The 13,293-nt window shown below is 51.6% G+C and carries 10 protein-coding genes; 5 read left to right on the top strand and 5 right to left on the bottom strand.

The annotated features are described in order from the left end of the window. Positions 1 to 84 precede the first annotated feature (84 nt). Both ACG2F4_RS07425 and murF read right to left on the bottom strand, forming a co-directional pair. Positions 85 to 549, bottom strand: a complete 465-nt coding sequence (locus tag ACG2F4_RS07425) for a Spy/CpxP family protein refolding chaperone (protein WP_395259588.1) — start codon at positions 547 to 549, stop codon at positions 85 to 87. A 141-nt stretch (positions 550 to 690) separates the two neighbouring features. Next, positions 691 to 2,364 (bottom strand): UDP-N-acetylmuramoyl-tripeptide--D-alanyl-D-alanine ligase, encoded by a 1,674-nt coding sequence (gene murF / locus ACG2F4_RS07430; protein ID WP_395259589.1) that lies wholly within the window; start codon positions 2,362 to 2,364, stop codon positions 691 to 693. Between the two features lie 119 nt (positions 2,365 to 2,483). On the opposite strand from murF, the gene ACG2F4_RS07435 reads away from it, so the two are divergent. Continuing rightward, the gene (locus ACG2F4_RS07435) at positions 2,484 to 3,497 is read left to right on the top strand and encodes a sugar phosphate nucleotidyltransferase (protein ID WP_395259590.1); all 1,014 of its coding nucleotides are present in this window, start codon (positions 2,484 to 2,486) and stop codon (positions 3,495 to 3,497) included. 176 nt (positions 3,498 to 3,673) lie between these two features. On the opposite strand, the gene ACG2F4_RS07440 is transcribed toward ACG2F4_RS07435, so the two are convergent. After that, positions 3,674 to 4,606, bottom strand: a complete 933-nt coding sequence (locus ACG2F4_RS07440) for a cation diffusion facilitator family transporter (protein ID WP_395259591.1) — start codon at positions 4,604 to 4,606, stop codon at positions 3,674 to 3,676. 121 nt (positions 4,607 to 4,727) lie between these two features. Between ACG2F4_RS07440 and ACG2F4_RS07445 the strand changes: the two genes are divergently transcribed. The 3 genes from ACG2F4_RS07445 (at position 4,728) to ACG2F4_RS07455 (ending at position 9,782) form a co-directional block, all read left to right on the top strand. Beyond that, the gene (locus ACG2F4_RS07445; protein WP_395259592.1) at positions 4,728 to 6,146 is read left to right on the top strand and encodes a CCA tRNA nucleotidyltransferase; all 1,419 of its coding nucleotides are present in this window, start codon (positions 4,728 to 4,730) and stop codon (positions 6,144 to 6,146) included. A gap of 149 nt (positions 6,147 to 6,295) precedes the next feature. Beyond that, entirely contained in the window at positions 6,296 to 7,168 is an 873-nt protein-coding gene (gene ispE / locus ACG2F4_RS07450) for a 4-(cytidine 5'-diphospho)-2-C-methyl-D-erythritol kinase (protein WP_395259593.1), read from the top strand. A 148-nt stretch (positions 7,169 to 7,316) separates the two neighbouring features. Next, the gene (locus ACG2F4_RS07455) at positions 7,317 to 9,782 is read left to right on the top strand and encodes a glycogen/starch/alpha-glucan phosphorylase (protein ID WP_395259594.1); all 2,466 of its coding nucleotides are present in this window, start codon (positions 7,317 to 7,319) and stop codon (positions 9,780 to 9,782) included. Positions 9,783 to 9,825: 43 nt separating this feature from the next. Here ACG2F4_RS07455 and ACG2F4_RS07460 read toward each other — a convergent pair whose 3' ends face one another. Beyond that, positions 9,826 to 10,794, bottom strand: a complete 969-nt coding sequence (locus ACG2F4_RS07460; RefSeq protein ID WP_395259595.1) for a c-type cytochrome — start codon at positions 10,792 to 10,794, stop codon at positions 9,826 to 9,828. 113 nt (positions 10,795 to 10,907) lie between these two features. Between ACG2F4_RS07460 and ACG2F4_RS07465 the strand changes: the two genes are divergently transcribed. Beyond that, positions 10,908 to 11,333, top strand: coding sequence for a MarR family winged helix-turn-helix transcriptional regulator (locus ACG2F4_RS07465; RefSeq protein ID WP_395259596.1), 426 nt, complete (start codon positions 10,908 to 10,910; stop codon positions 11,331 to 11,333). Between the two features lie 133 nt (positions 11,334 to 11,466). Here ACG2F4_RS07465 and ACG2F4_RS07470 read toward each other — a convergent pair whose 3' ends face one another. Further along, positions 11,467 to 12,846, bottom strand: coding sequence for an amidohydrolase family protein (locus tag ACG2F4_RS07470; protein ID WP_395259597.1), 1,380 nt, complete (start codon positions 12,844 to 12,846; stop codon positions 11,467 to 11,469). Between the last annotated feature and the right edge of the window lie 447 nt (positions 12,847 to 13,293).

Below are 13,293 nucleotides of genomic sequence, written 5' to 3' on the forward strand. Positions count from 1 at the left end.
CTTCTTTCGATTAGGTTAGCCACTATTTCGATCTCAAACAAGCGCGTACCGTGCACTCAACCATTTGAGCCTGAAACATCATTATCATCTTCGGAAGTCCACCCCGCGCCTCCCGGATCTCATACCCTGGAGGTTGCCCCGGGCAAACGGGCTGTGAGCATCGAACACCACCTTTTGCTCGTCAGTGAGCAGATTGCGAACCTTCATTCGAGTCTCCAACCGTTGTTTCATCAGCTGGGTTGTCAGCGAACCGATCTCATCGATGACTTCATTGGCGGCATTCAGGTCGATATCGCTGCCGGTCGTAAGGGTACGTAATCGTGCCCGGTGTTCGTTGAGCTGGTTACGGATCTCGAGCCCCCTTTGCTGGGCATCCAGGTGAATCTGGCGGATCTGTTCGTGCTGTTCATCGGTTAGGTCCGGTATGCGATACATCGGCCGATCTGCTTGCTGGGATCTCCCCCGATCGGGCATCGAGCGCTGGGCAAATGCTGTTGTTGTAAGGGCCAGCAAAAGTAGGGTTAAGAATATCGAATTGAGCTGTTTCATTGTTTTCTCCATTGAGATTGTTATTAAAATTCGCTCCGTACACCAGGTTAGATGCCAACTTTGGAGAAAACTTGTGGCCAGAATCAGATTTTTTTAGTATTTAAAAAACCTTCATCCCCCATCCTTACAACATTCAATCACTCATTCGTTGTACGTATCCGGCAGATCATTTTCATACAAGACTACATCCCCTGCTCGAGCAAAATCCCGGACAATATCGTTTGCTTCAAAAAGACTGTTTACCACCCGGACCTGTTCTTCAGGAAAACCCACCGAGTGAATACCCTTAAGAATCGGCTGGGTGCGCTTCTTACCGACCAAAATGACCAGGTCGAGCCCGGCACGCCCGATGGCTTCCCCAAACTCCCGGTTTTTCTGCTCTTGCAGCTCTCCGAGCTCAATCATCCCCGGGGTAATGATGATACGACGGCCACTCTCGAATTGCGAAAGGATCTCTACGGCGTTCCTGGCTCCCACCGGGTTGGAATTAAAGGCATCATCAATCACATACAGATCGCCCTCTTTTTTCAGCTCGAGCCGATGCTCAATCGGCTCGATATGCGAGGCGGCTACCGCCATCGTACCGGGACGGATATCAAAGAGCCTGGCCACCCCTGCGGCCAGCAGCAGGTTTTGCACGTTGTGCGCTCCCAGCAACTTCGTCTGAAAAGATTCGGTAACTCCGTTTATATGCAGCTTAAAACCGGTTCCCTCCGGACCATAGGTGATATCGGTGGCCCTGATCTCTCCCCGTTCCAGTCCCACTCCCACCACCTGTATATCTTCCCGCAAGTCGGCCATTTCGCGCACGAGGGGGTCATCAACGTTCAGCACCGCTTTCCCATTGGGATTCAGCCGCCGTACCAGCGTGCTTTTGGTCCGGGCAATCGCCTCTTTCGAACCAAACGTCTCCAAATGGGCAATACCCACATTGGTAACAACCGCAATATCCGGCTGAACGATATCGCAGAGTTCGTCAATATTGCCCTCGTAGCGAGCCCCCATCTCAAGAATCAAAATTTGATGATGGGCCTCCAGATCGTTGTTGATTACCTTGCAGATACCCATCGGGGTGTTGTAGCTGCCCGGTGTTGAACAGACGCTGTACCGCTCTTCCAGCAGGTCGCGGATCATGAACTTGGTGCTGGTTTTACCATAGCTTCCGGTAATGCCGATCACCGCAAGCTCCGGCATGGAGGCGGCTTTTTTACGCGCCAGGTCGATATAATACTGGTGCACCCGTTTTTCAATGGGCGCCGTAAGCATGGCAGCCGGAAAGACCAGGAACGGCATCAGGGCGTCGGCCAGCACCCAGCCGAAGGCCAGCACGTAGATATCGGCACTGTGAAACAGCGGCTGCTTCATGAGGATATCGGTGAATGGGATTCGGCCGAGATAGGCTCCGCCCGTGGCCATTACCGGGATCACAAGACTTAAAAGAGCATAGGGGATGGCAAGGCGAATCATGCGGGCAGTAAATACGATCGGTTTTTTCTGCCGGTCTCCCCGGTAGTAGTTGAACTTGCCAAACCAGAAAAAACCAAACATCGACAAGGTGATAATTGCGGCGCTGCCCGTAATCGTATTCGACATAAAATAGAGCAGTAAAAAAATCACCAGGTTGAAGAAGACATGCTCCGGCGTCAACACCCGCTGGTTCCAGTGCTCAAACAGCCACCCCCGGTACTCTTTAATTTTATATCCCTTTTGCTGAAAGATGTGCAAAAAATACTTGCCTCTCAGAAATGTGTGGCGCGCCATCACCAGTACAAACGCGGCCATAAGCAGTTCAATAAACCGAAAATACAGATTCAATGGAGGAAAGTCCGAATTAAATTGAGGTTAACAATATATTTGAAAGTCGCTAAAGTATTTGAGTTCCATTATATTAACAGCCCTCAATAAATCTTTCATCTAAACCAGGACGAAAATATATGAAATTAATTATCCCTATGGCAGGTCGCGGTACCCGGGTCCGTCCGCATTCGCATACGACCCCCAAGCCGCTGCTGCCCGTAGCCGGAAAAATGATTGTTGAACGCATTGTGGAGACGTTTGCCCGAACTCTCGACCGGGCGATAGATGAAATTGTATTTATTCTGGGTCCCGATTTTGGGCAGGAAATCAAAGATGCGCTATCTGCGATGAGCGAACGTCACAACGCTAAATCCCGCTTCCGGGTTCAGGAGGAAGCGCTCGGTACGGCTCATGCGGTCTACTGTGCCGAGGAGGATCTCGAAGGCGAGTGCATCGTCGTTTTTGCAGACACTATTTTTGACACCGATTCAGAGGTATCGGTTGAAGAGGCTGATTCTGTCATCTGGCTGAAGGAGGTAGAGGATCCCTCCCGTTTCGGAGTGGCCGTACATGAAGAGGATAAAATCACCGATTTTGTAGAAAAGCCCGACAAACCGATCTCAAACCTGGCAATCATCGGGGTCTACTACTTCAAGGAGGCAGCCGACATCAAGAAAGAGATCGAATACCTGCTCGACAACAAAATTCGGGGAAAGGGCAACGAATACCAGCTTACGGATGCACTGGACCGCATGCTAAAAGACAACAAGGTTTTTAAAAAAGCGACTGTTGATGAATGGCTTGACTGCGGTACGCTCCCGGCCTGGCGAGCCACCTCGTCGGTAATCCTGGAAAAAGAGCAGGATCAACACCCGTACGACGAAAACGATTACAAAAACACGACCATCCACGATCCGGTCTACCTAGGAGAAGGGGTAGAGCTGGAAAACTGCACCATTGGCCCCAATGCCAGCATAGCCGCCGGTTGCCGCTTAAAAAATACCACGGTAACGAACAGCATCGTGCGCTCAAATACAACTATTGAGGACAGCCATATCGAGAATTCAACCATCGGGCAGCACGTAGAGCTCAAGAATGTAAACCAGGAAGTACATCTGGGCGATCACTCCAAAATCGGCGTGGAAGTGTGAAAATGGTCTTGAGTCTTGAGTCTTGGGTTTGGGTCTCTTTTTTGCTCAGTAGCCAATTGTATTAAAAAATCAAAAAATCTCAGGCGCATATAAACCTCCAGGGTTTTCGAAAACCCTGGAGGTTTTTTAAATGGCAACTCCCACCTCACTTACGACTCAAGACCCATCATACACAACTAAATAAAATCCTCCAGCGGGCGATCCTGGTCCGCCTCGCGCAGGGCCTCATGAACCTCTTCATGGTGGCCATCCGGCTCAAGGTGAATTGTGACAATCACATCTCCACGGACGCCGTCAATAAGCCTTCGCTCTAAGATTGTGGCGTCTTCGTGGGCGTGTTTCAGGCTGACGCCTTTTTCAAAAAGGGCGTGCAGCTCAATCCACGTGGTGTTGCCGGTGGTGCGGTGCCGCAGGTTGTGAATACTGCTCATTGAGCCGGGCAGCTCCTCCTGCAGGACGCCCCTGATCCTGCGATCGATCTGGGGATTTCGGCTGTCCATCAGCCCGTCAACCGAATATTTGAGGAGTTTGAATCCCTCGTACATAATAAATATTGCCAGCCCTACTCCCACAATTGAATCCAGCACTTCCCAGGAGGTAAACTTGATAATAAGCAGGGTCGCCACCACGCCAAGGCTGGTCCACACATCGGTAAGCGTATGGCGTGCATTGCTGACCACCATCATGTTATTTTCCTCCCGGCCCACCTTCAGCAGATATTGCCCGAGAAAAAAGTTGATGCCCGCCGCGCCGCCCAGCAGGTAAATACCGGTGTTCAACTCTTGCAGGTTATAGCCGGTCAGGTAGGTATGTACAGACTGATAAATGATGGTAATGCCGGCAAGCAGAATAACCGCGCCCTCGACCCCCACCGAAAGATATTCCACACGTTCGTGACCGTAGAGATGTTTCTCATCGGGGGGTTTGGTGCTCAACAAAAATCCATAATATACAAACGCCACTGCCAGAACATGGATAAAAGATTCGGCCGCATCCGAGAGAGCCGTGGTTGAATTCGTGATCAGGAACCCGCTGCTTTTAATAAGCAACAGGCAGAACGATACGAACAGGCTGACACGAAGCGCTATTTTGGAACGAGACTGTTTCACGACGGTTTCAAATGGATCAGTTTAGACCAAAAAGATTAGACAAAGAATACCTGAAAGCAAGTTCAATTGTTATTATTTTTACGCTCATTTGAACAATCTGAACAGGCAACACCATTTCCCGTTGAAGGATATAGATCCCAAGCATAAAAAAGTTTTTTCCGTTATTTCCGAAGCCGGCGCTGCGCTCGACCAGCCGGTGTACGTGGTGGGCGGGTATGTCCGCGACTATTTCTTAAATCGATCCAAAGAAGACGATGCACTGGATATCGATTTTGTTACAGTAGGATCAGGAATTGAAATAGCCCGGGAGGTCGCATCCCGGCTGGGTACCGATAATCTCGCCGTATTCAAACGGTTCGGAACCGCGCAGGTGAAGTATCAAGACCTGGACCTGGAGTTTGTCGGGGCCCGCAGGGAAAGCTACCGGCGCAACTCCCGAAAGCCGGTTGTGGAAGACGGCACCCTCGAGGATGACCAGCTCCGGCGCGATTTTACCATCAATGCCCTCTCCTGGTCGCTCAACAAAGAGAACTTCGGCGAACTGCTGGATCCATTCAGCGGTATCCAGGACCTCAAAAAGCGATTGATCCGCACGCCGGTTGATCCCGAGCAAACCTTCGACGATGACCCGCTGCGCATGATGCGGGCCGTCCGGTTTGCCACCCAGCTCAATTTTGACATCGAAAAGAACACCTACAAGGCGATCGAAAAGATGGCCTCCCGCATCGATATCATCTCCAAAGAGCGGATCATCGAGGAGCTCAACAAAATTGTGATGGCTCCCACACCCTCTATCGGATTCTCCTACCTGTTTCGCACAGGTCTCCTGGAGAAGTTTTTTCCCGAAATGCACCGGCTGCACGGGGTCAAGGAGGTGCGCGGCGTGCGCCATAAAGACAACTTCTGGCATACGCTCAAAGTGCTGGACAACGTGGCCGAAATGAGTGACAACCTCTGGCTGCGGTGGGCGGCCATCATGCACGACATCGCCAAACCGGCCACCCAGAAATTTGAAGAGGGAACGGGCTGGACCTTCCACGGCCACGATGCAATCGGCGCCAAATGGGTCAAGTCGATTTTTCGGCGGCTGGGACTTCCTCTCGACGAGCGGATGCGGTATGTACGCAAGCTCGTGCGCCTGCACCTGCGGCCTATCGCCCTTGTCTCTGACGAGGTCACCGACAGTGCGGTCCGCCGACTCCTGTATGAAGCGGGAGAAGATATCGACGACCTGATGACGCTGTGCCGGGCCGACATCACCAGCAAAAACGAGCGAAAAGTGCAACGCTATCACAAAAATTTCGATCGTGTTGAACAAAAAATCGAAGAGGTCGAAGAAAAAGATCGCATGCGCAGATGGACCAACCCGATCAGCGGAGACGAAATTATGGAGACCTTTGACCTGAAACCCGGACCGGTCATCGGCGAAATTAAAGAGGCGATTAAAGAGGCCATACTGGAGGGAGAAATCCCCAACGAACATGATGCGGCATTCGATTACATGATGAAAATCAAAGACCAATTTATCAGTGAACAGTGAACAGTATTACAGTGATCATGCTGATCACGTTAAATATTAGCTCTACACTGAATGATGTTTTGCTGAGATCGAAAATGTTTAAAATTTTTCATTTTTTAGTTCTTAATTCCACTGTTAACTGACACACTGCCAAATTGTTAAACTGATATATGAAGTGGATTGCTGACTCATACGCCAAAATAAATCTCGGGCTGCACGTACTGGAACGGCTGCCCACCGGGTACCACCGCATAGAAACCGGATTTGGCTTCATCAACTGGAGCGACCGGTTTGAAGTGCAAAAAGCCAGCCGCTGGCAGCTGGAGCTGGATACCGACGACGAGACGATCTCCGCCGGGGAAGATAATCTCATCAACCGGGCGGTGCGACAACTGAAAAAATATGTGGAGATCAGCAACGCCTATCATATCAACGTTGACAAACGTATTCCGGCGGGCGGTGGCCTGGGCGGCGGGAGCAGCAATGCCGCCCTTATCCTGCGCATGCTCAACAAAATTGAAAACCTGGGCCTGACAGATGAGGAACTGGCAGACCTTGGGCGGGATCTCGGCGCGGATGTACCGCTGTTCATCAAGGGACAAGCAGGCATAGGGAGCGGCGTGGGACACGAAATTCGCCCGCTCGACATTCAACCCGATTACTGGATTATCACCTGTTTCCCCAATGTAAAGAGCAGCACTCCCGAGGCCTACCGCCACTGCCGGCCCAACCCGGAACCGGAGTTCGAGCTTGAAAAAACCCTTACGGAGACCGACCCCGAAGAGTGGCGCTTCACCCTCCAAAACGACCTCGAGCAATCGGTCCTGCCCCGCAACCACATTGTCGGCAACATGAAGGACCAGTTTTACGAATTTGGCGCCCTTTACGCCTCCATGAGTGGCAGCGGGTCCTCGGTCTACGGTCTCTTTGAACAAGACTTTGTAGCTACCAACGCCTATCACGGATTTGTAGACCTGGGATTTCCCACCAATATCACCAAACCGGGCTTTAAACCGGATCGCGGTATCTACCAAAAGGAATAAACCGTACATTCACTCCTGCCAGGGCAGCCAGCCCCTACCCCTCTCGCATCCCAAAAGAAGCCTTTTATCGAAATAATTTCGTGCCTCACTTTTAATTGACCAATTAATACTTTTAATTAGCTGTTCATTTGAAAGAAATTTGGTCTATATGGAAAACAGTGCTACTCACGTTGATCCGCGTACCGGAATGGACGTGGAATCGTTTAAACAGGACATTCACCAGCATCTCTACTACACTCTCGCAAAAGACAAGTACTCATCCACCGAATGGGATATCTATCGCAGCGTGGTAATGTCGGTCATGGACCGGCTGCACGACCGCTGGATCGACACCCAGCAGCGCTATTACAGGCAGGATGTCAAGCGTGTCTATTACCTGTCGATGGAGTACCTGATCGGGCGCCTTCTCGACAACATGCTGATCAACCTGGGCATGCAGGATGAAGCGATACAGGCCTTTGAGGAGATGGGCCTCGATTACGAAAAAATCCGCGAGGTGGAGGTGGATGCGGGCCTCGGCAACGGCGGGCTCGGGCGGCTGGCCGCGTGCTATCTCGATTCGATGGCAACCCTCGGTATTCCCTCCATCGGGTACGGGATCCGGTATGATTACGGAATTTTTGACCAGGAGATCGAGGATGGCTGGCAAGTGGAAAAGGCAGACCTTTGGCTCCAGTACGGCTACCCCTGGAACATGGTGCGTCCCAAGGTGGAATACCCGGTCCACTTTTACGGGGAAACGGTTTCTCACATGGGAGACGACGGTGAACTCCATTTTGAGTGGAAAAACACCCATGATGTGCTTGCCGTGGCCTACGACACCCCGATTCCCGGGTACAAAAATGATATCGTAAATCACCTCCGGCTTTGGAAAGCCACCGCCTCTCACGAATTTGACCTGAAAAGTTTCAACCAGGGCGACTACATCGATGCGGTGCGCGACAACATGCTGGAGGAAAATATCTCCCGCGTCCTCTACCCCAATGACAAGGTGTTCAAGGGACAGGAACTGCGGTTGAAGCAGGAATATTTCCTTGTTTCCGCCTCTGTACAAGATGCTATCCGGCGGTTCAAAAAGCAGCATGACGACTTCCGGAAACTGCCCGAAAAAGTCGCTTTTCAATGCAACGACACCCATCCCAACCTGGCGGTACCTGAACTCATGCGCATCCTGATGGATATCGAAGGCCTGAACTGGGATACCAGCTGGAATATCACCACCCAATGCATCAACTATACCAATCACACCCTGATGCCGGAGGCCCTCGAAAAATGGCCGATCTCGCTGATGCAAAACCTGCTGCCGCGGCATACACAAATTATCCACGAGATCAACCGGCGGTTTATGGATGAGATCAGGGCCGAGTTTCCCGATGACGAAGACCGGGTCAGCCGCATGCGCATCGTCGGGGAAGAGATGGATCCGGTTGTCGAGATGGGGCCGCTGGGCATCGTGGCTGCCAACAAGATCAACGGGGTGTCGAAGATCCACTCCGACCTGATGAAGAAGACCATCTTCAAGGATTATGCCGAACTTTACCCCGACAAGTTCACCAATGTCACCAACGGGATCACCCCGCGCCGCTGGCTGAAACAGTGCAATCCCGGCCTGTCAAGCCTGATTTCGGAACACATCGGCGACGACTGGCTGACCGACCTGAAACAGCTGAAAAAGGTGGAGCAGTTTGCCGACGACGAGGCCTTTAAGAACCGCTTCGGCGAGATCAAGCGGGAGAACAAAAAGCGCCTCGCTGGCTACATCAAGCGGGAGCTTGATATCGATGTAAATCCCGATTCTATTTTCGACATCCAGATCAAGCGTATCCACGAGTACAAGCGACAACTAATGGCGGCATTGCACGTCATTACGCTGTACAACCGTATCAAGGATAACCCGGAAGCCGACATACAGCCGCGCACTGTCATTTTCGGCGGAAAAGCGGCGCCGGGCTACACCACCGCCAAACAGCACATCAAGCTGATCAACAATATTGGCCGCAAGGTGAACAATGATCCCGATGTAGGCGATAAATTAAAATGTATTTTCCTGCCTAACTACCGCGTTTCACTGGCTGAAAAAATGATTCCCGCAGCCGATCTTTCTGAGCAGATTTCGACGGCCGGCATGGAGGCTTCCGGCACTGGCAATATGAAGTTTGCGCTGAACGGCGCCCTTACAATCGGCACGCTTGACGGGGCCAATATCGAGATTCGCAACCAGGTGGGAGACGAAAACATCTTCATCTTCGGTCTCGAAGTCGACGACATCGAGCGACTCCGTTCGGAAGGATATAATCCCCAGGAATACTACCAGGAAAACAAGGAACTGCGCAAAGCGCTCGACCAGATACGGGACGGATTCTTCAGCCCCGAAAAACCGGACCTGTTCCAGCCTGTTATCAATAACCTGCTGCATCACGGCGACTATTTTATGGTTCTGGCCGATTATGAAGCCTATGTCAAAAAACAGGAAGAGGTCGAAAAAGTCTACCGCAACAAGCAGGATTGGTACAAGCGGGCCATTATCAATGTGGCCCATATGGGCTTTTTCTCCTCGGACCGCTCGATCTCGGATTATGCGGAACGAATCTGGGATATCGAACCGATCAAATAAACGGTCTCGTGGGGTGCACCTTCCCCGTGCGTCCCACACCCCGTTATTGAATATCCGAAGAAAAGGCCGTCACCTTGTGTTCAACCGGAGCTACTGTTCGCAGGTAGGCATAAATAGCCTTTAAATCATCCTCGTGCATTCCGCCAAATGAAGTCCAGGGCATTTCGGTATTGAACTGTTGCTCTTTTACCGCACGCACTCCTGCGACATAGGATTTAAAACGGGCCACAAACTTTTCTTCCGTCCAGGTTCCTATTCCGGTTGCCGTATCCGGCGTAATATTTGATGAACGCGCCACGCCTCCCGTGGGCATCGGAAATTCAAATCCACCGGCCAGCTCCAGTCCCGGCAGCGGCTGACCCTGCGCATCCTTTGGTGTGTGGCAGCTGGAACAGCTCGCGGCATTTACGAGATACCGGCCATAGGCTATCGTATCGGTCTTTGGCGGGCGGGGCTGTGGGTTCGGGTCCCGGGGAATCGTCTTGACTATCAAGTTCATCGGGAATTCAAGCTCCGAATCTGGCACCTCCTGTTCGATCGGATCCAGCGTGCGCACGTAGGCGATGATGGAAAAAATATCCTCGCGGTCCATCTCAGCGTAGTGCTGATAGGGCATCAGGGGAAACAGGGCATTCCCGTCCCTGTCAACTCCGGCGGTAATAGCCCGGTACAGCTCGCCATCGGTCCAGTTTTTCAAATTGTAAGGCGTGATGTTTGCAGCATACAACCGGCCGACGCCCTCCTCCACAAAGGGAGCCAGATTACCCCCGCCGATACGGGAAGAGTCGATCGGTTGCGAAAAAATTTGGTGCTGCCTGTTGGTGTGACAAGTCGTACAAACAGTTACATTTTCCACCAGGTATCGGCCGCGCTCTACCCGCTCATCTGTATATTCAATTTCCAGCTTTGGTGGTTCACTCACGTTTGGCAATACAAGTGAGAAGTAAATAATCCCGATGACAATTCCGGTCGCAATAAACCCAACACTCCCAAATAAAATATTCTTTATCATATCCCTAACCCCCTGATTTTATTACTGTTAATGATGAAAAAATATTAAAAAAAAGAACATCTTACCTATAATTTTCGAGTTGCCCGTCCAGAGTAAATCTGTATTTTAATGATATGGAATTTTCACAAAACAGATACCGGGACTGCCTCTATTTTACCACCAATGTTCTCTCGCGCAGGTTGACAAGTATTGCCGAGGAGGCGTTTACTCCCCTGGGACTGTCTCCATCCTACGCTTACCTGCTGATGACGGTCAACGAGCAACCCGGAATCCGCCCGGGCCAGATCAGCCGGGAGCTGGAGCTGAGTCCCTCTACCGTAACACGGCTGCTCGACAAAATGGAGCATCGCGGCTACCTCGAGCGCACCTCTGCAGGGCGTGCTACGGAAGTGCACCCCACCGGAAAAAGCCTTGACCTGCAACCCCGGCTGCAGCAGGTTCAGGATGAGCTCCGGTCGACCATCGCCAGGGAGCTGGGCGAACGCTACACCGAGGTGCTCACTGAAATGACCTACACGGCTGTAGACAAGCTCGATTGAGTGCTGCGTTGCAATTTCACCCTCCCCGCTCCATGCTCGAAAGATGGTATTCTCGTCCCGCATCCACCCGGAATTTACGTTTAGCAAAGTGATTACTCTCCGCGAGTGACTGCCCGAGAAAACAGGGAGAACGCTACCGGTATTTTTGCGCGATCTTCTCCAGTCGGTTATCTATCTCCTCTTTGCTCAACCAGTTGCCGCGATACATCACGCCGGCAATCGTCTCCGAGTTGCTGATATCTTCCAGCGGATTGGACTCCAGCAGCACCAGGTCGGCCATTTTTCCCTCCTCTATGGTCCCGGTATTCTCCAGATCCTGCAGGTACTGCGCGGTGTTGTAGGTACCGGTTTCCAGGGCCTGGTAGGGCGTCAGGCCCGCTTCGACGATATAACGGAGTTCATGATGCATGGAAAACCCGGGAACGTTAAAAATTTGCGGTGCATCCGATCCGAGCAACAGGTTTGCACCCTCATCATGTAACGCCTTGATGATGTCGCGGCGCAGCTGCAGGTATTCCGTGGCCAGCTCTTCTGAGTAGGCCTCATTACCGGTTATCGACTGTTTGCTGCTGATCCACTCCGAGACCGTTTCATCGGGCATGTACTGGAATTCCGGGCGCCGGGCAAACTCTTCAGCCGATTCCAAACCCAGTACATGTTCCAGCAGGGCCTGGGTTGGCACGTTCCAGGTTCCCCCTTCGGCAGTCATTTGCGCTACCTCCGGTATCCTGTTGCGGTCTGCCACGGGTGTGAGATGCATGCCAAAATATATGACACCCGGATCCTCTATCTGGTCGAGATCCACCGTGTCGGGGACCAGGGCGTCAACATATTTATCCAGGTGATCCACCGTGGTCTGACCCGCTTCAATAGCCCGCTCAAGTCCCACCGATGCGGGAATGTGACCGGAAAATTCAATCCCGACGCTGTTGGCCTCATCGGCAATTGCGTTGTACTCTTCCAGGCTGAGGCCCGGAAATATCTTCAGAAAGTCGTACCCCGCCTTGTGCTGGTCGCGAACGCGCTGGCGGGCCTGCTCCACATTTTGGATGCTGCCGCCGCTGAACCCCGGTCCGGAGGTATAAATGCGGGGACTTACGATCTCATCCCGCGCCGCCTGCTCCCGAAGTTCGAGATGCAGCGGCTGCCCGAGCATTCCCCGTATCGTAGTTATGCCGTTGGCAAGATACAGGAACAGCACATCTTCAATATATGCGCGATCGGCATCTTCCGGGGGGATGTGGGCGTGCATCTCCGACAAGCCGGGGATCAGGTATCCACCCTGACCATCGATCCGTTCAGCCTCCTCCGGCGCCTGCAGTTGACCGGCTTCCGCAATGCGTATGATGCGATCGCCAGCGATAAACAGCGTGCGATCCTGCTGTATCTCTCCCTCATTATTCATCGAAATGATATGCACATTTTCAATCACCTTGTCGGCATCCACAACCTCTTGCGAGGTGCATCCCACCGAAAGTCCCAATAACAATAAAAATACAAGTTTTATCTTCATGGTGTCAGCCCTTTTGAATGAGTTTAAAATGAATGTTTTGCCTTCCTCAATCCCTTCTTTTTGGCAACAGGTACTACAACACACCGGTTCTCGGTGCCTGTTGAGTAATAAAATAGTTTTGCCGGCGATATGATCAAAATTGACCCGCAAGTTCTTTTATGGCAAATTGATCGTTTTTAAAACAGATCAACAACGTACCAAATTTGCAACCTTCGGCGCAATCACATCTCCTGGATGATACGGAATAGTGCATTGTAAAGTCCCGGATTTTATCTTTTCCTGACATAACGCGGATACCATCAGTCAGGCTGATCTACATGGATAGATCATTGAAAGTACTTGGAACAACTATTCTGTGGTTAATCCGCAGTATCAGCCTCATCTGCGTTCAAGTATCCCGTAAACCCGAATATTCATGGTTGACATATGGCATAGCACGATGGATAA

Origin of the sequence: Halalkalibaculum sp. DA3122 (genome assembly GCF_043951865.1) — a bacterium.
In the GTDB taxonomy this organism is placed as follows: Bacteria; Bacteroidota; Rhodothermia; order Balneolales; family Balneolaceae; genus JAMQKA01.

Bases quoted from the DNA above. Each gene is read 5' to 3' on its own strand.
- ACG2F4_RS07425 (WP_395259588.1), bottom strand. From the start codon at position 549: ATGAAACAGCTCAATTCGATATTCTTAACCCTACTTTTGCTGGCCCTT.
- ACG2F4_RS07435 (WP_395259590.1), top strand. From the start codon at position 2,484: ATGAAATTAATTATCCCTATGGCAGGTCGCGGTACCCGGGTCCGTCCG.
- ispE (WP_395259593.1), top strand. From the start codon at position 6,296: ATGAAGTGGATTGCTGACTCATACGCCAAAATAAATCTCGGGCTGCAC.
- ACG2F4_RS07455 (WP_395259594.1), top strand. From the start codon at position 7,317: ATGGAAAACAGTGCTACTCACGTTGATCCGCGTACCGGAATGGACGTG.
- ACG2F4_RS07460 (WP_395259595.1), bottom strand. From the start codon at position 10,794: ATGATAAAGAATATTTTATTTGGGAGTGTTGGGTTTATTGCGACCGGA.
- ACG2F4_RS07465 (WP_395259596.1), top strand. From the start codon at position 10,908: ATGGAATTTTCACAAAACAGATACCGGGACTGCCTCTATTTTACCACC.
- ACG2F4_RS07470 (WP_395259597.1), bottom strand. From the start codon at position 12,846: ATGAAGATAAAACTTGTATTTTTATTGTTATTGGGACTTTCGGTGGGA.